At 72.1% G+C, this 19,180-nt stretch carries 19 protein-coding genes, 1 tRNA gene and 1 pseudogene; 6 read left to right on the forward strand and 15 right to left on the reverse strand.

Annotated elements, in window-relative coordinates:
• Positions 1–180: 180 nt before the first annotated feature.
• The gene (locus tag Q0L15_RS22235; protein ID WP_296607035.1) at positions 181–1,044 is read right to left on the reverse strand and encodes a DegV family protein; all 864 of its coding nucleotides are present in this window, start codon (positions 1,042–1,044) and stop codon (positions 181–183) included.
• Between the two features lie 86 nt (positions 1,045–1,130).
• On the opposite strand from Q0L15_RS22235, the gene Q0L15_RS22240 reads away from it, so the two are divergent.
• A complete protein-coding gene (locus tag Q0L15_RS22240) occupies positions 1,131–2,591 on the forward strand; it encodes an ATP-binding protein (RefSeq protein ID WP_296607037.1) in 1,461 nt (486 codons plus the stop codon).
• 15 nt (positions 2,592–2,606) lie between these two features.
• Here Q0L15_RS22240 and leuS read toward each other — a convergent pair whose 3' ends face one another.
• Positions 2,607–5,111, reverse strand: a complete 2,505-nt coding sequence (gene leuS / locus Q0L15_RS22245; RefSeq protein WP_296607038.1) for a leucine--tRNA ligase — start codon at positions 5,109–5,111, stop codon at positions 2,607–2,609.
• A gap of 365 nt (positions 5,112–5,476) precedes the next feature.
• Here leuS and Q0L15_RS22250 point away from each other — a divergent pair, with 365 nt between their 5' ends.
• Both Q0L15_RS22250 and Q0L15_RS22255 read left to right on the forward strand, forming a co-directional pair.
• Complete coding sequence (locus Q0L15_RS22250; protein WP_296607039.1) at positions 5,477–6,949, forward strand: NAD(P)/FAD-dependent oxidoreductase; 1,473 nt, start codon at positions 5,477–5,479, stop codon at positions 6,947–6,949.
• A gap of 90 nt (positions 6,950–7,039) precedes the next feature.
• Entirely contained in the window at positions 7,040–7,660 is a 621-nt protein-coding gene (locus Q0L15_RS22255; RefSeq protein WP_296607041.1) for a hypothetical protein, read from the forward strand.
• Positions 7,661–7,685: 25 nt separating this feature from the next.
• Here Q0L15_RS22255 and Q0L15_RS22260 read toward each other — a convergent pair whose 3' ends face one another.
• On the reverse strand, positions 7,686–8,357 hold the full coding sequence (locus tag Q0L15_RS22260; protein WP_296607043.1) for an HAD family hydrolase: 672 nt from the start codon (positions 8,355–8,357) through the stop codon (positions 7,686–7,688).
• 38 nt (positions 8,358–8,395) lie between these two features.
• Positions 8,396–10,075 (reverse strand): acyl-CoA synthetase, encoded by a 1,680-nt coding sequence (locus Q0L15_RS22265; protein ID WP_296607045.1) that lies wholly within the window; start codon positions 10,073–10,075, stop codon positions 8,396–8,398.
• Positions 10,076–10,230: 155 nt separating this feature from the next.
• Here Q0L15_RS22265 and Q0L15_RS22270 point away from each other — a divergent pair, with 155 nt between their 5' ends.
• Together Q0L15_RS22270 and Q0L15_RS22275 are read left to right on the forward strand one after the other, a co-directional pair.
• Positions 10,231–10,719: a MarR family transcriptional regulator gene (locus Q0L15_RS22270; protein WP_296607047.1), complete on the forward strand. Its 489-nt coding sequence runs from the start codon at positions 10,231–10,233 to the stop codon at positions 10,717–10,719.
• The gene (locus tag Q0L15_RS22275) at positions 10,716–12,242 is read left to right on the forward strand and encodes an MFS transporter (protein ID WP_296607049.1); all 1,527 of its coding nucleotides are present in this window, start codon (positions 10,716–10,718) and stop codon (positions 12,240–12,242) included. The genes Q0L15_RS22270 and Q0L15_RS22275 overlap by 4 nt, the downstream gene beginning before the upstream one ends.
• Positions 12,243–12,275: 33 nt before the next feature.
• Here Q0L15_RS22275 and Q0L15_RS22280 read toward each other — a convergent pair whose 3' ends face one another.
• Positions 12,276–12,566, reverse strand: coding sequence for a hypothetical protein (locus tag Q0L15_RS22280; RefSeq protein ID WP_296607051.1), 291 nt, complete (start codon positions 12,564–12,566; stop codon positions 12,276–12,278).
• 262 nt (positions 12,567–12,828) lie between these two features.
• The gene (locus tag Q0L15_RS22285; RefSeq protein WP_296607053.1) at positions 12,829–13,971 is read right to left on the reverse strand and encodes a cytochrome P450; all 1,143 of its coding nucleotides are present in this window, start codon (positions 13,969–13,971) and stop codon (positions 12,829–12,831) included.
• A 104-nt stretch (positions 13,972–14,075) separates the two neighbouring features.
• Here Q0L15_RS22285 and Q0L15_RS22290 point away from each other — a divergent pair, with 104 nt between their 5' ends.
• Positions 14,076–14,342 (forward strand): hypothetical protein, encoded by a 267-nt coding sequence (locus tag Q0L15_RS22290; RefSeq protein WP_296607055.1) that lies wholly within the window; start codon positions 14,076–14,078, stop codon positions 14,340–14,342.
• 1 nt (position 14,343) lies between these two features.
• Here the strand turns inward: Q0L15_RS22290 and Q0L15_RS22295 are convergent, their stop codons facing one another.
• The 9 genes and pseudogenes from Q0L15_RS22295 to Q0L15_RS22335 all read right to left on the reverse strand — a co-directional run.
• Positions 14,344–15,591, reverse strand: coding sequence for an amidohydrolase (locus Q0L15_RS22295; protein ID WP_296607057.1), 1,248 nt, complete (start codon positions 15,589–15,591; stop codon positions 14,344–14,346).
• A 7-nt stretch (positions 15,592–15,598) separates the two neighbouring features.
• Complete coding sequence (locus Q0L15_RS22300) at positions 15,599–16,234, reverse strand: trimeric intracellular cation channel family protein (RefSeq protein WP_296607059.1); 636 nt, start codon at positions 16,232–16,234, stop codon at positions 15,599–15,601.
• 72 nt (positions 16,235–16,306) lie between these two features.
• Complete coding sequence (locus Q0L15_RS22305) at positions 16,307–16,798, reverse strand: hypothetical protein (RefSeq protein WP_296607060.1); 492 nt, start codon at positions 16,796–16,798, stop codon at positions 16,307–16,309.
• Positions 16,799–16,999: 201 nt separating this feature from the next.
• Positions 17,000–17,072: transfer RNA gene (locus Q0L15_RS22310), tRNA-Ala, on the reverse strand.
• A gap of 78 nt (positions 17,073–17,150) precedes the next feature.
• Positions 17,151–17,771, reverse strand: coding sequence for a histidine phosphatase family protein (locus Q0L15_RS22315; protein ID WP_296607061.1), 621 nt, complete (start codon positions 17,769–17,771; stop codon positions 17,151–17,153).
• Positions 17,768–18,151, reverse strand: coding sequence for a ribosome silencing factor (gene rsfS, locus Q0L15_RS22320; protein WP_296607062.1), 384 nt, complete (start codon positions 18,149–18,151; stop codon positions 17,768–17,770). Before rsfS ends, Q0L15_RS22315 begins: the two co-directional genes overlap by 4 nt.
• Positions 18,148–18,810 (reverse strand): nicotinate-nucleotide adenylyltransferase, encoded by a 663-nt coding sequence (nadD, locus tag Q0L15_RS22325; RefSeq protein ID WP_296607064.1) that lies wholly within the window; start codon positions 18,808–18,810, stop codon positions 18,148–18,150. Before nadD ends, rsfS begins: the two co-directional genes overlap by 4 nt.
• Complete coding sequence (locus tag Q0L15_RS22330) at positions 18,807–18,959, reverse strand: hypothetical protein (protein WP_296607063.1); 153 nt, start codon at positions 18,957–18,959, stop codon at positions 18,807–18,809. The genes nadD and Q0L15_RS22330 overlap by 4 nt, the downstream gene beginning before the upstream one ends.
• Positions 18,960–19,029: 70 nt before the next feature.
• Positions 19,030–19,180, reverse strand: a pseudogene (locus tag Q0L15_RS22335) (gamma-glutamyl-phosphate reductase); the annotation flags it as partial.

The raw sequence follows: 19,180 nt of genomic DNA on the forward strand, positions 1-19,180 counted from the left end.
GGCGAGCCGGCGGGCCACGGCCTCGTCGTGCTCGGGGCTGGTTCGACGCTGCGGCATGTCCGCGACGCTAGGCAGCGCTGCGGACGGTCGCGAGCCCCCGGCCGGCAGCCTGTGGAGAACGCGCCGAGGACCGGACCTGTGGACGGGAGCCGGTCCGTGACCGGCAGGCTCAGCCTCTGATCACGGCCGCGGCGCCACGCAGACCGCGATCATGCCGGGACCGACGTGAGCGCCCAGGACCGCACCCAGCTCCCCCGACCACACCTCGCGACCCTCGAGGTTGGCGGCGAGACGCTGCGCGAGACGACCGGCGAGATCGCCCGCGCGGTCTGGGTTGGCCAGGTGGCCGACCCAGACGTCGACCGGCTGCTCGCCCGCTGCCTGCACGGCCAGCTCCTCGAGCCGGGACAGCGCGCGCGCCGACGTGCGGACCCGCTCGAGCGAGGCCACGACCCCGTCCTCGATCTTCAGCAGCGGCTTGACCGACAAGGCGCCACCGAGCAGGGCGGCCGCGGCGCCGATGCGTCCGCCCCGGCGCAGGTACTCGAGGGTGTCGACGTAGAACAGGGACGACGAGGCGGCCGCCCGCGCCCGTGCCGCCGCGGCCGCGGCGTCGGCGTCGCCCCCGGCGTCGAGGGTGTCGGCCGCGGCGAGGACGGCGAAGCCGGTCGCGATGCCCACCTGGCGGGTGTCGACGGGCACGACCCGGACCGACGCGTCGCGCGCGGCCAGCTGGGCGGACTCGAACGTTCCGCTCATGTCCCCGGACAGGTGGATCGAGACGATCTCGGTGGCGCCGTCGCGGGCCGCCTGCTCGTAGACCTCGAGGAGCGCCGCGGGACCGGGCCGCGAGGTGCTCACCGGCTTCCATTCCTTGAGTGCCGCGGCGACCAGGTCGGGCGTGGCGCCGTCGGCGCCGTCGGCGCCCTCGTCGTAGACGGTCGCGCCGATCACGACCTGCAGCGGCACGACGACGACGCCGCGCTCGGCCGCCACCTCCGGTGGGAGGCTGGCGGTCGAGTCGGTGACGATGACGACCGGCATGGGGCGAAGGCTACCGACGCCACGGATGCCGGGCGTCGCGCAGCGTGCGAGGCTGAGATCCAGACGCCTAGCGAGGGGGAACATCGATGCCGGGATCGACGATCGCGTGGAGCACGGTCGGCACACCGACCACCGAGGACGACCAGCCGTTCGAGATCTCCGACATCGGCCGCTTCGGGCGGATGGTCGTACGCCGGTTCGTCACCCAGGCCAGGTCCTCCGAGCAGCCGTCGTTCCGCGCCCTGGTGGCCGAGCACCTCGCGGTCTCGGTCGACGACCTGGCCGTGGTCGAGGAGCGCTGGCCTGCCTACGAGCACGTCAATGTTCAGGCGGCGCTCGACACCTGGCTCGCCGCCCCCGGGCGCGAGCACCGGGTGGTCGGCCTGGCCGACTACCGGCACCGGGGGTCCTTCGGGCTCGCCGACCTGCTCGGCCAGGACGGTCCGATGCGGTTCCACGGTCCGCGACCCGGCAACGTCACCCGCGTGAGCCTGCCGAGCGGACCCGGCGGCCAGACCCGCGAGTGCCTGCGCGCCGCCGTGCTCCTGATCTCGGACGGTGACACCCGGCTGGCGGCGCTGGTGCGCGGAGCAGACCCCGAGAGCGACATGGGCGGCGTCGCCCTCGAGGTCGTGGCCACCGTGCCGGACGCCGCGTCGTCCCTGGCGACCGAGCTGCGCGCGCTCGCGCTCGAGCTCAACGTCTACCGCGGACAGGTCGTGTCGTTCGGGCACAGCATGTTCGGGGAGCGCTCCTCGCTGCTGCGCTTCCACGACCGCCCGCGGATGTCGCCCGACGACCTGATCCTCCCGGCGGAGACCTTCGCCGACCTCCGTCGCCAGGTGGTCGGCGTCGCCCGCAACCGCGACCGACTGCGCGCCGCGGGCCAGCACCTCAAGCGGGGTCTGCTCCTCTACGGTCCTCCCGGCGTCGGCAAGACCCACACCGTGCGCTACCTGGTGAGCGAGCTGGTGGACACGACGATCGTCGAGCTGACCGGCGAGACGCTCGGCGGGATCCGCGAGGCCTGCTCGATCGCGCGGAGCCTCCAGCCGGCGATGATCGTCGTCGAGGACGTCGACCTGATCGCCCAGGAGCGCGGCCACTACGGCGGTGAGACGCCGCTGCTGTTCACGCTCCTCAACGAGATGGACGGGCTCGCCGAGGATGCCGACGTGGTCTTCCTGCTCACGACCAACCGTGCCGACCTGCTCGAGCCGGCGCTCGCCTCGCGGCCCGGGCGCGTCGACCAGGCCGTGCACATCGACCTGCCCGATCGCGAGTCGCGTCGACGCCTCGTCGAGCTCTACCGCGGCGACCTGGACGCCGACCTGAGCCGGATCGACGCCGTGCTCGACCGCACCGACGGGGTGACCGCGTCGTTCCTCAAGGAGCTGCTGCGCCGGGCCGCGGTGATCGCCGCCGACCGCGACCCCGACGGAGCCGCGCTGACGGTGAGCGCCGACGACGTCGACGCCTCGCTCACCGAGCTGCTCGACACCCGCAACCAGATGACCCGGGCGGTGCTGGGCTACCGCGACGAGTGAGGTCCGGCCCGCCGGTCACACGACGATGTTGACCAGCTTGGGCGCCTTGACGATGACCTTGCGGACCGGACGGCCGTCGATCGCCTTGACCACGCCCGCGTCGGCCAGCGCCAGCTGCTCCAGGTCGGCCTCGCTGATGTCGGGGGCCACCTCCAGCCGCGCGCGCACCTTGCCCTGGATCTGGACGATCGCCGTCACCGACTCCTCGACCAGCAGCGCCGGGTCGACCTCGGGCCACCCGACCTTCGCGACGGTCGGCTCGTGGCCCAGCCGCTCCCACATCTCCTCGGCGACGTACGGCGCCACCAGGGACAGCAGGATCGCGACCGTCTCGGCGGCCTCGCGAACGGCGGGGTCGGCTGGGCCGGCACCGGTGTCGATCGCCTTGCGAGTGGCGTTCACCAGCTCCATCACCCGGGCGACCATCACGTTGAACCGGTAGGACTCGACCAGCTCGGCCGCGTCGGTCACCGTGCGCGCCGTGATGCGGCGCAGCGCGACGTCGCCGCCGGCGGCCGGCGTCCCGGCGGCCGAGGTGACGTCGCCGGACAGCCGCCACGCGCGCTGCAGGAACCGCAGCGCACCGGCCGGGGACACGTCGGCCCAGTCGATGTCGTCCTCCGGCGGGCCGGCGAAGACCAGGGTCACGCGTACGGCGTCCACTCCGAACTCGGCAAGTTGATCCCCCAGACTGACGCCGTTGCCCAGCGACTTGCTCATCTTCTTGCCCTGGTTGATCACGATGCCCTGGTTCAGCTGGGCGGCGAACGGCTCGCGCACCTCCAGCATCCCCATGTCGGCCAGCACCTTGGTGAAGAAACGCGCGTACAGCAGGTGCAGCACGGCGTGCTCCACCCCACCGACGTAGATGTCGGCCGGCATCCACGCCTTCGCCTTCTCGACGTCGAAGGGGCCGTCCTCGTAGCCCGGCGAGCAGTAGCGCAGGAAGTACCACGAGGAGTCGACGAAGGTGTCCATCGTGTCGCTGTCGCGCTTGGCGGGGGCACCGCACTGCGGGCAGTCGACGTTGACCCAGTCCTCGGCCGCCGCCAGCGGCGAGACGCCCTTGGGCTTCAGGTCCGCGCCGCGCAGCTCGGGCAGCTCCAGTGGCAGCTGGTCGTAGGGCACGGCGACCTCGCCGCACGCGTCGCAGTGGACGATCGGGATCGGCACGCCCCAGTAGCGCTGGCGGCTCAGCAGCCAGTCGCGCAGCCGGAAGTTGACGGTGCCGGTGCCGGTGCCGTCGGCCTCCAGCTGCTCGATGATCGTGCGGATGCCGGTGGCCTTGTCGGTGATGCCGTCCAGGGGGCCGGAGTTGACGTAGGTGCCGTCGCCGCTGGTCGCGACGTACGTCGTGGCCGGGTCGTCCTCGCCGGGCACGTCGACGACCATGCGGACCGGCAGGTCGAACGCCTTGGCGAAGTCCAGGTCGCGCTGGTCGTGGGCCGGCACCGCCATGATGGCGCCGGTGCCGTAGTCGGCCAGCACGTAGTCCGAGGCCCACACCGGCACCTGCTCGCCGTTGACCGGGTTGGTCGCGTGGACGCCCAGGAAGACGCCCGTCTTGGGCCGGTCGGTGGCCAGCCGGTCGATGTCGGACTCCTTGCGGACGTCGTCCAGGTAGGCCTCCAGCGCCGGCCGCTGCTCGTCGGTCACCAGCTCGGCGGCCAGCTTGGCATCCGCGGCGACCACCATGAACGTGGCGCCGTACAGCGTGTCGGGACGGGTCGTGAACACGCGGATCGGCTCGTCGCGGCCCTCGACGGCGAAGTCGACGTGGGCGCCCTCGGAGCGGCCGATCCAGTTGCGCTGCGCGGTCACGACGCGGGCCGGCCACGTCGGCTCCAGGTCGTCCAGGCAGTCCAGCAGCTCCTGGGCGTAGTCGGTGATCTTGAAGTACCACTGGGTCAGCTCGCGCTTGGTGACCTCGGCGCCGCAGCGCTCGCAGCGGCCGTCGACGACCTGCTCGTTGGCCAGCACGGTCTGGTCGTTGGGGCACCAGTTGACCGGCGAGGACTTGCGATAGGCCAGCCCACGCTCGCGGAACTTCAGGAACAGCCACTGGGTCCAGCGGTAGTACTCCGGGTCGGAGGTGTGCAGCCGGCGCGACCAGTCGAAGGAGATGCCGTAGCGCTTGAACGACTCGTACTGCGTCTCGATGTTGGCGTAGGTGTAGGTCGCCGGGTGCTCGTCGTTGCGGATCGCCGCGTTCTCGGCCGGCAGGCCGAAGGAGTCCCAGCCCATCGGGTTCAGGACCTCGTAGCCGCGCTGCCACCAGTACCGCGCGATCACGTCGTGCAGCGCCGTGACCTCGGCGTGGCCCATGTGCAGGTCCCCGGAGGGGTAGGGGAACATCGTGAGCGCGTACTTCTTCTCCCGAGGGGAGTCGTCGTCGGCCTGGAACGGGTTGAGGCGCTCCCACACCGGCAGCCACTTGTCCTGGACCGCGCGCACGTCGTACGCCGCCGCCTCCGGGGACTGGTCGGTCTGCTCCGAGCGGTGGGTCTCCTGCTGGCTCATCTCGTCTCTCTCACCTGTGGCACGTGGGACACGTGCGGGATCGGGGGGCTGCTCCGGGCACAAAAAAACCCCTCGGGCACGAGGGGCAGCCGCGTCGGGATCGTGCGCTCGACGCGGCTAGGTAAGGAGCAGGGTCCTCCACATGCCAGCAGGATACCCCTCCACCACCGGCGGGTCACAGCCGCCCGAGGACGCCGATCCGTGGTCACCCCGGGACGTCATGCACCGCCACGCTGCGAGAGCGCACGTTCCGTATGACGTCCCGAGGCCCGCAACCCACGCGCCGACCGCGGCGGAGCCCACGTGACGGCGGCGTGATGTGGACGTGAACGACGCGCGACCGCCGGGACCGCTACGGTCTCGCCATGCGCGTGGTCGTGATCGGTGCGGGATTCGGCGGGCTGGGCGTGGCCCACGCCCTGCGGCAGGCAGGCGTCACGGACGTGACGATCCTCGAGAGGGCCGACGAGGTCGGCGGGGTGTGGCGCGACAACACCTACCCCGGCGCGGCCTGCGACGTGCCGTCGCCGCTCTACTCCTGGTCGTGGGCGACCAACCCCGACTGGGGGCGTCGCTACTCCCCCCAGCCCGAGATCCTCGACTACATCCGGCGCACCGCGGCCGCCGACGGGCTCCTCGACCTGGTGCGCACCGGCGTCGAGGTCACGGCCGTGGCGTACGACGACACCACCTCGACCTGGGAGGTCACGACGACCACGGGCTCGCTGACGGCGGACCTCGTCGTCACGGCGGTCGGCCAGCTGTCCAAGCCCGTCATCCCCGCCCTTCCCGGCGCCTCGACGTTCGAGGGCCCGGCGTTCCACTCCGCCCAGTGGCGCCACGACGTCGACCTCACCGGCAAGCGGGTCGCGGTCATCGGCACCGGCGCGAGCGCGATCCAGTTCGTGCCCGGCATCGTCGACCGGGTCGGCTCGATGACGGTGTTCCAGCGCTCGGCGCCGTACGTCGTGCCCAAGCCCGACCAGGCCTACCGCCCGCTCCACCACCGGCTGTTCCACCGGATGCCGTCGATCCCGGCCGGCGAGCGCCGCTTCGTCTACTGGCTCACCGAGCAGCTCAACGGTGCGCTCGCCGGCGACTCGCGGATCACCCGCCCGATGATCGCCGCGCTGCGCACCGCGTGGCGGCTGCACCTGCGACGACAGGTGCGCGACCCCGAGCTGCGCCGCAAGCTCGTGCCCGACTACCCCATCGGCTGCAAGCGGCTGCTGTTCTCCAACGACTGGTACCCCGCGCTCGACCGCGACCACGTCGACGTCGTGACCGACAAGATCACCGGCATCGAGCCCGGTGGCGTCCGCACCGCCGACGGTCACCTGCACGAGGCCGACGCCCTCATCTGGGGCACCGGCTTCGCGGCCACCGAGTTCCTCGCCGGCATCGACGTGCGCGGCGCGGGCGGGGTCTCGCTCAAGGAGCTGTGGGCCGACGGCGCGCGCGCCCACCTCGGCATCACCGTGCCCGGGTTCCCCAACCTGTTCTGCATCTACGGCCCCAACACCAACCTCGGCGGCAGCTCGATCATCGGGATGATGGAGGCGCAGGCCGGGTGGATCGCGCAGGTCGCGAGCCGGATCGCCGACGGTCGTGCCCGCCGGGTCGCCGTACGGCGCGAGGTCTGGGAGGCCTACGACCGCGAGATGCAGGGCCGGCTGGGCGACAGCGTCTGGGCCGGGTGCGACAGCTGGTACGTCGACGGCAGCCGCATCACCACGAACTGGCCGGGGCTGGTCACGGAGTACAAGCAGCGCACCGCCAGCGTCGACTGGAGCGAGCTCGAGGAGGTCGGCGCGCCCGCGGGGTCGGAGCCGCAATAGTCACAACGGGCCGATCGCAGATCACCGTCTGCGTCAGGTGAGGCCCGGGGATCTGTTCTTTCCTGGCGAGAACCCATCCCCTCCAGAACGGTGGACGACCTCATGTTCAGCACGCTCAAGACCCGGATGACCTATGCCAACGTCGCCAGCACGACCGCGCTGGTCCTTGTGATCGGAGGCGGCGGCGCCGCGGTCGCGGCCAGCATGGTGCCGGCCAACTCGGTCGGCTCGCGCCAGATCGTCAACAACTCCGTGAAGACCGCCGACCTCAAGGACGGCGGCGTCACGGGGACAGACCTCAAGGACGGCGGCGTCACCGGCGCCGACGTCGCCGACGGCGGTCTCTCCGGCAGCGACCTCGCCGGCGGCGCGATCGACCGGCCCGGCCTCTTCGGCACCGGCGACCTGGGCGTGGTCCGCGCGTACGCGTGGAACAACTCGCCCAGCGCCGACGCGAACCTGACCAACAACGGCTACACCTACAACCGCTCCGGCGGCGCGGTGAACGTGGTTCACAACGGCACGGGGAGCTACACCGTGACGTTCGCCGGGCTGAACCTCAACGGCGGCAACGTGGTGGTGTCCGGCTACGGCGGCAGCGCGACCTGGTGCAAGGTCGGCTCCTGGGGCTCGAGCTCGGTGAACGTGCGCTGCTTCGACGCCGCCGGAGCTCCCGTCGACGACTACTGGACGCTCGCGGCCAGCGACTGAGTCACGCGGCAGCCATCCGCCGGCCTCAGTGCCCGCCGGCTGTGGCCAGCGCCTCCTCGAGGTGGGCGAGCAGGTCGGCGGGGTCGGCGTACACCGCCACCGCACCGGCGTCGAGCAGCTCCTGGCGCCCGTAGCCGCCGGAGAGTACGCCGATCGTCGGGATGCCCTGGGCGTTGGCCGCCTCGACGTCCCAGACGGCGTCCCCGACCATCACCGCCCGGCCGCCGCCGACCTTCCTCAGCGCCTCCTCGAGGAGCTCGGGGTCGGGCTTGGACTCCTCGGCGTCCTCGCTGGTCGTCCAGTCGTCGGAGTGCTCGCCGGCTCGAAGCAGCTCCAGCGGCCGTTCGGCGTGCTTGGGGATGCTCGAGCTGGCCAGCACGACCTTCATGCCGCTCCGGCCGACCGCGGCCAGCAGGTCGCGGGCCTGCTCGAGGAGCTGGGTCTCGTCGACGATCCGGTCGTACTCCTTCTCCCAGCGATCCCGGATCTCGTCGCCGTGCTGCTCCTCGACGTCGTCACCGGCGACCGCGGCCACCAGCCGGTCGCCACCCATGCCGATGCAGCGGTGGATGGCCGCCGCGGGCACGTGCCGGTCGAGCACCTGGTCGAAGGCGCGCGACCAGGCGAGGGCGTGGTGGTAGTTGGAGTCCAGCAGCGTGCCGTCGATGTCGAAGACCACAGTGTCGAAGGAGGCCATGCCTCTCGGTGCCCGGTGTGGTCTCGACCATGCACCGGTCAGCCGCCGGCTGCGGCGGTGACCGCCTGGGCCCGGGCCCACCGGTAGTCGGCCTTGCCCGACGGGGACCGCTCGACCAGCGGCACCCGGATGATCGCCTTGGGGACCTTGTAGCGGGCGATGTGCCGGCCCGCCTCGGCCAGCAGGTCCTCGTCGCCTGCGGTGCTGCCGGCGGCCAGCTGCACGACGGCGACCGGCTCGCTGCCCCACCGTTCCGAGGGCCGGCCGACGACCACGACGTCGCGGACGTCGGGGTGGGCGGCGAGCGCGCGCTCGACCTCCTCGACGAAGATCTTCTCGCCACCGGAGTTGATCGTGACGCCGTCGCGGCCGAGCAGCTCGATGCGGCCGTCCTCGAGGTAGCGGGCGCGGTCGCCGGGGATCGCGAACCGCACCCCGTCGATGACCGGGAACGTCCGGGCGGTCTTGTCGGCGTCGTCGAGGTAGCCGAGCGGCACCCGGCCGCGCTGCGCGAGCCAGCCGCCGCCCTCGCCGGGCTCGAGCACCCGCGTGAAGAGGTCGTCCACGACCGTGGTCGCCGCGACCGGGCTGAACGTCGCGGTGTCGGCCTCCAGCCCCTTCGCCGACATCGAGCTCATCTGCAGCCCGGTCTCCGAGGCGCCCGCGGCGTCCATCACGAGGATGTGCGGCAGTGCCTCGAGCAGCCGGGCCCGCACGCCCGGGGTGAGCGGCGCGCTGCCGTTGTTGACCGCGGCGAGGCCGGAGAGGTCGTAGTCGCCGCGCTCGATCTCCTCCACCAGGGGCCGGGCGACCGCGTCGCCCACGACCGGGATGCTGACGACCCGCTCGCGGACGGCCGTGCGCAGCGCGTCGGCGGGGTCGAACCGGCGCACCTCGTCGGGCAGCACGACCCGGCCCCCGCCGGTGATGATGTGGAACGTCGACCACTGGGCCGCGCCGTGCATGAACGGCGGGATCATCAGCAGCGTCATGCCTCCAGCAGCGGCCCGGGCGGCGTCCGCGATGGCGTCGTACGACGAGAACGGCTCGCTCGTCCCGGACGGCGTGCCGCCCATCGAGGTGACGAAGATGTCGTCGTTGCGCCACAGCACGCCCTTGGGCATGCCGGTGGTCCCGCCGGTGTAGAGGACGAACAGGTCGTCACCGCGCGGCACCGGCATGCCGCCCTCGGGAACGGGCGTCCACAGCAGCGACTCGTAGTCGAGCGCGCCAGGCAGCAGGTCGTTGCCGGACTCGTCGGCCACCTGGACGAGCAGCTGGAGGTCGGGCAGTCGGTCGCGGATGGCGGCCACCTGCGGGGCGAACTCCGCGTGGTAGACGAGCGCGCGGGTACGGGCGTCGGTGAGCAGGTAGAGCAGCTCGTCGGTGACGTAGCGGTAGTTCACGTTGAACGGCGCGACCCGGGCGCGGTAGCCGGCGAGCATCGCCTCGAGGTACTCGTTGCCGTTGCGCAGGTAGAGCCCCAGGTGGTCCTGGCCGGACTCGTGGCCCGCGAGACCGGGGACGCCGTCGCGCTCGATGTGGCACCCGAGTCCACGCTCCACCAGGGCATGGGCGAGCCCGTCGACCCGGGCGTTCATCTGGGCGTAGGTGAGCCGCCGGTCCCGCCAGACCAGGACCTCCTGGTCGGGCACCGCGCGGGCGACGGTGTCGAAGACCGTCGAGAGGTTGAAGCCGTCCGGGCCGGGTCCGGGCATGGGTCCGCCTTACTGGAACAGGTTCTGGTTGCGCGGATCGTAGCGACTGGACGTGACCGGGACCACAGGAGCGCGGCGCGCATCCGCGATCGGGACCACGTACGGTGACCCGGTCGAAAGTTCGGTGTACCGCTACACCTATCTCTGGAGGAGCCATGCCGCACGAGCGTCTCGAGGACGTGCTGCACGAGGCGTTCACCGAGCTGACCCTGCACGGCGACATCTACCTCGCCGACTTCGCCGAGACCCTCTCCCCCGGCCTCGGCCGCGGTCCGGTCAAGGCCTTGTTCAAGCTCCGTCGGCTGGGCCCGCTGCGCATCAAGGACCTCGCCGTCCACCTGCGTCTGGACTCGACCACCGTGAGCAGGCACGTCGACGACCTCGTCCGTCGCGGCCTGGTCGTCCGCGAGCCCGACACTCGCGACGGCCGGGCCACGCTCGTGCACCTCTCCGCCCGCGCCGTCGAGCTGCTCGACGACGCAGAGGTCGAGCGCCGCGGCAAGCTGCGCGACGGCCTGCAGGACTGGTCGCCGTCGGACCGCGCGACGTTCGTGCGGCTGCTGAGCCGGTTCGTGCAGCGCGACGACCTCGCGGCCACCGTCGCCGCCATCACCTACGCCCACCCCGACCCGAGGGACCGATGACCGACCAGACCGACCGCACCGAGCTCGCCGCCGACCACGACGGTGCGCTCAGAGCGCCGCACGAGCTTGCGCACCACCTCGGTCACCCGGTCGAGGGCGCGACCGACGCCGAGGTCGCCGCCCACACCTCACCGGGCCGGGCCCACCTCGAGCTGCTCGTCGTCGGCTTCGCCGCGCTCGCGGTCTCGCTCACCCAGACGCTGCTGATCCCCGTGCTCGCCACCCTCCCGGTCACGCTCGACACCTCGGCGAGCAACGTGGAGTGGCTGCTCACCTCGACCCTGCTGGTCGGGGCGGTCGCCGTACCCCTCTTCGGACGCCTGGGCGACATGTTCGGCAAGCGGCGGATGATGCTGATCGCGCTCTCGCTGCTCGTGATCGGCTCCCTGATCACCTGCTTCACCAGCGACATCGCGCTGCTGATCGTCGGCCGCGCCGTGCAGGGCGCAGCCGTGGCCACGATCCCGCTCGGCATCAGCCTGCTCAGCGCCACCCTCCCTCGGGAGCGGGTCGGCGCTGCGGTCGCCGTGATCAGCGCGATGCTCGGCGTCGGCGGAGCGCTCGCCCTGCCGATCGCCAGCCTGATCGCCGAGCACGCGGACTTCCACGCGCTGTTCTGGATCACCGCCGTCGGCGGGGCGGTCGCCATCGTCGCGGTGGTCCTGGTCGTCCCCGAGGCCCCGACCCGCAGCGGTGGGCGCCTCGACCTGGTCGGCGCGGTGCTGCTCAGCGCCACCCTGGTCGCACTGCTGCTGCCGCTCGCCGAGACCGCGTCGTGGGGCTGGGGGTCCGGCCGGGTGATCGGCCTGCTCGCGCTCTCCGCGGTGCTGCTCGTCGTCTTCGGCTGGTCGCAGACCCGGATCGCCGAGCCCCTCGTCGACCTCGCCGCGCTGCGCCGCCGGCCGATCGTGCTGACCAACGTCACCTCGATCCTGTTCGGCTTCGCGCTGTTCGCCTCGATGATCGGCACCGCGGGCTACGTGCAGGCGCCCGAGGAGACGGGCTACGGCTTCGGCTCCTCGATCCTGGTCAGCGGTCTGGTGATGCTCCCCGGCGGCTTGATGATGCTGTTCTTCGCCCCCGTGGCCGCCGCGATGATCCGGCACCGCGGAGCACCCCAGACGCTCGCCCTCGGCGCCGCCGTCGTCGCGGTCAGCTGGGTGGTGCGCATCGCCCTCACCGACTCGATCTGGTGGGTCGTCGTCGGCGGAGTGGTGCTGGGCATCGGCACCGGCATCGGGTACGCCGCGATGCCGACGCTGGTCAACGAGCACACCCCGGTGCACGAGCTGGCCGCCGCGAACGGCCTCAACACCCTGGCCCGCAGCATCGGCACCACGCTCGCCAGCGCGATCGGCGGCAGCATCCTGGCCGCGTCGACCGTGACCCTGGGTGCCTTCGAGCTGCCCTCGTTGACGGCCTACCGCGAGCTGTTCGTGCTGTGCGTCGTCGCCTCGACACTCGCCGCCCTGCTGGCGCTGACGATCCCCAAGGAGCGGAACGACGAGCGCGCCGCTCCCTAGCCCGCCCCCGGCAGTGGATCTCGCCCGACGGCTCTAGTCGGTTCGCCGGGCCCGCACCACCGCGCTGACCGCGCCCCGGCACTCGGGGGTCGCCTTGAGCTTGGCGTAGAAGCGGCCCTCGGTGCCGGTGTTACCGGTCGACCAGGTGTAGCGACCACCCGAGAGGTCGGTGGTGTCGGAGGCGAACCGCACGTCGTCGCCGCCTCCCACCGTCCCGCGCACCTTGAACACCACCACGGTGCGGTCGGCGGCGCACACCGCCGGTCGGCTGCTCTTCACGACCCCCGACAGGTCCGTTCCGTCGGCCCGGATCGTGACGCTCACCGACGCCCTCGGCCCCATCTGCGCTGCTTCCGCACCGCCCGCTCCGACCCCGACGAGTCCAGTGATCGCGACCGCCGCCAACGCCGAGCTGCCTGCACCACGTGCTCGCATGACGTTCCTCTCCGGGGCGAGGATCGCCCCTCCGATCTCGGCACGCTAGGACGACGACCACCGTGCTCGGCATGGCCCGAACGGGCCTTGCGCGCTCCCGAGCGGCGCTCCGGCTGATCTCCCCTCGAGGCGTACCGCCCGGGGCGCGAGCTCAGCGCAGGACGACGGGCACCCGGGCCCAGCCGCCCACCGGCGGGGTCTCGCGGACCGCGGGCCGGTCGGGGGCCGGCTCGATCCGGTCGGTCCGCGCCAGCAGCTCCTCGACCACGACCCGCAGCTCCATGAGCGTGAGGTCGCGCCCCGGGCACACGTGCGGACCGGTGCCGAAGACCAGGTTGGCGGCGGCATGGCCGACGGGGTCGTAGGCGTCGGGGTCGCCGAACACCAGCGGGTCGCGGTTGGCGGCCGTCCAGTTCACCAGGACCCGGGCGCCCTCCGGGATCGTCGCGCCGCCGAGCTCGACCTCCCGGGTCGTGACCCGGCGGTTGGCCACGAACGGGTCGTCGATGCGCAGGATCTCCTCGACCGCGGCCTCGACGGCGGCATGGTCGCCGGACGCGACGTGACCACGCACCTCGCGCTGCACGTCGGGGTGCGTGGCCAGGAAGTGCACGATCACCCCGACCGAGGTCGCCAGCGACCCGAGGTCACCCGCCGTCCAGTTGCGGAGGATCGAGACGACCTCCTCGTCCTCGAGCGGACGTCCGTCGACGGACTCGGCCAGCAGCTCACCCGTGACGTCCGTCGCGGGGTGCCCCCGGCGGTCCTCGAGCAGCCCGTGGATCATCTGGTCGAACCGCTCGGCCACCTCGGCGGTGCGCGAGCGGTCACCCGACCTCGTCGCCGCGTGGTTGTCCTGCATCCAGGTCACGAGCTCGTCCTCGAGCTCGGCCGGCCAGCCCAGCCAGGTGGACTGGGACCGGACGGCGTACGGCACGCCGATCTGCCCGATGGTCTTCACGGTGGCGTCGCGCGGGAGGGCGTCGACGATCGCGGCGGCGTGAGCGCGGCACTGCGACTCCTCGCGCGCGACCCGCTCGGGGGTCAAGAAGCGGTCGACCACCGCGCGGTAGGCCGCGTGCTCGGCCCCGTCGAGGCTGTTCGGGATCGCGCGCCGGGCACTCACGGCGCTGGAGTACGTCGCCGGGTCCGAGGCGACCGCGACGACCTCGGCGTGCCGCAGCGCGACCCAGGCGCCGTCCTCGTGCGCGACCGGACACCGGGCGCGTTGCGCGTCGTAGACGACCCGCTGGTCCGCCACCTGCCCGGCATCGATCTCGACGGGCTCGCCCACCGCTGTGATCCTCTCCTCGACCGGCGGCCACGTTACCGTCGGGCAGGACGACGTCCGGACCCGCCTGCGGTTTCGCGTGCGGGCGCGAGGGTTACCGTCGAAGCATGATCGGTTTCCTCGTCGCCGGCTTGATCATCGGAGCCCTGGCGCGGCTCATCAAGCCCGGCAAGCAGAACCTCGGCATCCTCGCCACCCTCGGGCTCGGGCTGGTCGGCTCGCTGATCGGCGGCCTGATCGCCTCCGCCCTGGGCACCGGCAGCATCTGGGAGCTCAACGTGCTCGGCTTCGTGCTCGCGGTGATCGCCGCGGTGCTGCTCATCGGTGTCGCCGAGGCCGTCGCAGGGAAGGACCGCGGCCGGGCACGCGTCTGAGTCAGTCCGCCGCCAGCCAGGCCAGCGCCGCCACCACGAGCGCCTCCGTGCCGGTGTCGAGCGTCGGCTGGATGACCGGGGCGAACACGGCGGAATGGTTGACCGGCACGTCCTGGGCAACCCGACCCGCCGCGCGTGCGGCCTCGTACGCCTCGGGGTCCGTGCCGCCGATGCCCCAGTAGGTGTACGGCGCCCCCAGCGCGCGGGGCAGGTCGCTGAAGTCCTCGCTCGCGCTCTGCTGGGGCAGCTCACCCGCCCGTTCGCCGAAGAAGTCGGCGAACGCGGCTGCGACCCGATCGGTCACGACGGGGTCGTTGTCGGTCAGCGGGTAGCGGTCGAACAGCTCGAACTCCGGCTCCGCCGGCGATCCGGAGGCCGTGCACTCGGCGCGCACGATGCGCTCGATGGCCTCCAGCACGCGGGTCCGGGTGGCCTCGTCGTACGTGCGGACATTGAGCTGGAGCACCGCCCTGTCGGGGATGACGTTGCTCTTGGTGCCCGCCTGCACGCTGCCGACGGTCAGGACGGCGGTGTCCCCAGGGGCGACCTCGCGAGCGACCACCGTCTGCAGCCGCACCACGATCATCGCCGCGAGCACGACGGGATCGACCGCAGCTTGCGGCATCGAGCCGTGCGCGCCGCGACCGTGCACGGTGATGCGCAGGCTGTCGGCCGCCGAGAGCGTCGGGCCCGAGCGGGTGCCGAGAGTGCCCGCCGGCATCGGCAGCACGTGCTGGGCCATCGCCACGTCGACGTGCCCGACGATCTCCGCCAGACCGTCCTCGACCATCCCACGCGCACCGTCGGCGGTCTCCTCGGCCGGCTGGAACAGCGCGACCACGGTGCCCGCCCAGTGATCGCGGCCGCCGCTCAGCAACGCAGCTGCGCCGAGCAGGCAGGAGACGTGCACGTCGTGACCGCAGGCGTGCATGATCGCAGAGCCGTCCTCGGCGACTGCGGTGCTCGCGTACGGGAGCCCCGTCTCCTCGCGCACCGGGAGCGCGTCCATGTCCGCCCGGAGCAGGACGACGGGACCCGAGCCGTTGCGCACGACGCCCACGACGCCGGTCCCGCCGACTTCCTCGTGCACCTCGAAGCCCGTCTCACGCAGGCGCGCGGCGACCGCGGCGGCGGTCCGTCGCTCGTGGTGCGGGAGCTCCGGATGAGCGTGCAGGTCTCGATAGAGCTCGTCCTGCCAGGTCCGGACCTGGTCGAGCCCGGAGAGCACCGTCGTCGTCGCACCGGTCATCTGGCCATCATGCCCCGCGTCCCCTAGCGGGTGGCGCCGGAGCATCGAGGCGGAAGCGGACACCCACCATGCGGATCGCGAAGCAGATGAGCGCACCGACGATCGCCGCGGGCATCTCTGCCCACCCGGCGCGGTCCGCGCCGACCACCACGGCCGCGCCCACCAGCGCAGGGATCGCGTAGATGCCGCTGCTCAGCACCGCCGGCACCTCGCGGATCAGGACGTCGCGCAGCGTGCCTCCACCGACGGCGGTGATCGCGCCCAGGATCACGGCCTGCGTGAGCCCCACACCGAGATCGAGGCCCTTGAGAGCGCCGCTGACCGCGAACAGACTCAGGCCGGCGGCGTCGAGCACGAGGATCGGGCCGGCGAGCCGATCCAGGCTGTGCCCGCCGACGAAGGCGACCAGGCTGCCGACCGCGGCCACCGCCAGGTAGCGCCAGTCGTCGAACGTGGCCGGCGGCAGCGCGTCGAGGATGATGTCGCGCACCATCCCGCCGCCCAGGGCCGTGAACATCCCCAGCGTGATCACGCCGACGATGTCGAGCCGCGCGACCCGGATCGCCGTCAGCGCTCCGTTGAGTGCGAACGCGAACGTGCCCGTCAGGTCCAACGCGAGGAACATCGGCGAAGAGGTGTCCACCCGTTCTGTCTACCTCGCAGGGTCGAGCCGCAGCCAGGGTTCGAGGCCGAAGGAGTCGGTGTCGCGGCAGCTCTACCGGTGCTCTGGCGCGGCAGAACGTGTCTGCTGCCACGCCGCACGGGTGCGCCACATCATCTCGGCGAGGACCGCCGGGTGGAGCTGGCCGCTCTCTCGGGCGCTGCGGGCCACGAGCGGCAGGTAGTGCCAGAACGTCTCGGGGAGGTCGCGCTCACTCAGGCGGTCGGCGATGTAGCCGACGCAGCGCTTGGCCGCCTCGGTCGCGAAGGCGTCGAACTCCGGGCACCCGTGCGGGGCGTGCACCGCACACCGCGCCGCGCCCGTGACCAGGTCGCCACACCAGCCGCAGTGGGAGCAGGCCGCGACCACTCCCTCACCGACCTGGCTGAGGCGCACGGTCAGGCTGGGCTCGTCGCGCACCAGGCGCAGCTGCTGTCCGTGACGCTGGCTGCACACGGCCACGGTCGCACCGTCCGACCCCTGCAAGGCCCAGTGGACCGACGGCTGACGGGTCGCACGGTCGGTCAGCCCCTCGTCGATCTCCATGTCAGAAGGAACGAGGCGCTCGGGCGCAGGGTCACGCCCCGAGCTGCAGAGCCATCGCCTGCGCTAGACCACTTCCGGTGCTCGCCGGGCGCTGCCGAGTCGGCGCGTCTGCAGGCTCATGCACCGCCGAGTCGGCTCCATCACAAATGGCAGCGGCCCGATCCGAGCGCTCTGCGCTCTGACCGGGCCGACTGCCATTTGTGGAGCTGAGGGGACTCGAACCCCTGACCCTCTGCATGCCATGCAGATGCGCTACCAGCTGCGCCACAGCCCCATTGCTTCCCCGACCAGCGGGGTGACAACTCGCGGAATACTAGCCAACCGATCCGGCCGATGCGAAATCGGGGTCGTCTCAGAGTGGCGGACGGCGGTTGTAGGCCACCAGTCGGCAGGGCTCGCCCGGGCCGACCTGGTCGAGGAGCGCCCAGCCGCAGTTCACCAGGCCGTGCAGCGCGGCCCGCTGCGTCACCGGCCAGCCGAGCAGCACCGGCACCGAGTCCCGGATCGCAGCGCCGTGCGACACCGCGACCGCCAGCTCGCCGGGGCCGACCGAGCCCACGAGCTCACCGAGGACCTCGACCATGCGTCCCGACACCTCCGCGGCGCTCTCACCGCCGGGCACGACGTCGAAGTCACCGGTGCGGAATGTCGCGAACTCCTCCGGCGCGAGCTCGGCGTACTCCGTGTGCGTCAGGCCCTGACGCGCGCCCAGGTAGTACTCGCGCAGCCGCGGGTCGTAGGTCGGGTCGAGGCCGGTCTCCTTGGCGACGTACGCCGCCGTCTGCCGCGCTCGGGCGCTGTCGGACGACCAGAGGGCCGCCGGCCGCAGCTCGGCGATCACCGGCGCGACAGCGGCCGCCTGACGGTGGCCGGTCTCGTCGAGCTCCGAGTCGAGCTGGCCCTGGACGCGGCGCGCGGCGTTCCAGGCGGTCTGGCCGTGCCGGAGCAGGAGGAGTCGGCGAGCGGCGCTCACCGGCGCGGGTCGCCGGCGGTGACGTCGGCGGGCAGGTCGATCGCCGGGCAGTCGCGCCACAGCCGCTCGAGCGCGTAGAACTCCCGCTCCTCCTCGTGCTGGACGTGCACGACGACCTCGCCGTAGTCGATGAGCACCCATCGACCGTCACGCTCACCCTCCCGCCGGATCGGCTTGGCACCGATCTCGCGGAGCTTGTCCTCGATCTCGTCGACGATCGCCTTGACCTGCCGGTCGTTGGAGGCGGAGGCGAGCAGGAACGCGTCGGTGATCGCCAGCTGCTCGCTGACGTCGAAGGCGATGATGTGGTGCGCGAGCTTGTCGGACGCCGCGCGGGCGGCGGCGTGGACGAGCTCGACGGCATGGTCGGTGGCGGTCACTGCGTGTCCTCGGGAGCGTCTTCGGGGGTGACTGGTGGATAGAGGTCGTGCTTGGCGATGTACTGGACGACCCCGTCGGGCACGAGGTACCAGACCGGCTCGCCGCGCTGCTTGCGCTTGCGGCAGTCGGTCGAGGAGATCGCCAGCGCGGGGATCTCCACGATCGTGACCCGGTCGGCCGGGATCGTGGCGAGCGCCGCGTCGTCCATGGTGTACCCCGGTCGGGTGCAGCCCACGAACCGTGCGAGCTCGAACAGCTCCTCGGCGTCACGCCAGGTGAAGATCTCGGCCAGGGCATCGACGCCGGTGATGAAGTACAGCTCGGCGTCGGGCAGCTGGGTGCGCAGGTCGCGCAGCGTGTCGATGGTGTACGTCGGGCCGGTGCGGTCGATGTCGACGCGCGAGACCGTGAACCGCGGGTTGGCTGCCGTCGCGATCACCGTCATCAGGTAGCGGTGCTCGGCCGGAGACACGCCCCGGTGGGACTTCTGCCAGGGATCGCCGGTCGGGACGAACAGGACCTCGTCGAGGTCGAACCAGGCCTGCACCTCCGACGCGGCCACGAGGTGCCCGTGGTGGATCGGGTCGAAGGTGCCGCCCATCACCCCGATCCGCCGGCCGGCGGGAGCAGGGTCGGTGGCCGTGCGCTCGGTGGTCAGCTGTGCTCGCGTCCCGCGCCGAAGAACAGCAGGCCTCCCAGCAGCACCAGCAGGATCGCGAGCGTGATGCCGCCGATCAGCCAGTGGTTGGGCACGCTCTCGTTGACGGACTCCTCGGCGGCGAGGGCGATGGTGAACGCGTTCAGCATGGCCGACACCCTACCGGGCGCTCGGCGCCCGCCCCACTCAGCGTCACGTCGGCGGACGGTGGAGGATCGGTCAGCGGACGTGACCGTCGCCGGTGACGACGTACTTGGTCGAGGTCATCTCGGGCAGCCCCATCGGGCCCCGGGCGTGCAGCTTCTGGGTGCTGATGCCGATCTCGGCGCCGAAGCCGAACTCGCCGCCGTCGGTGAACCGGGTCGAGGCG

This window comes from Nocardioides sp., assembly GCF_024509035.1.
Classification (GTDB): Bacteria; Actinomycetota; Actinomycetes; order Propionibacteriales; family Nocardioidaceae; genus Nocardioides.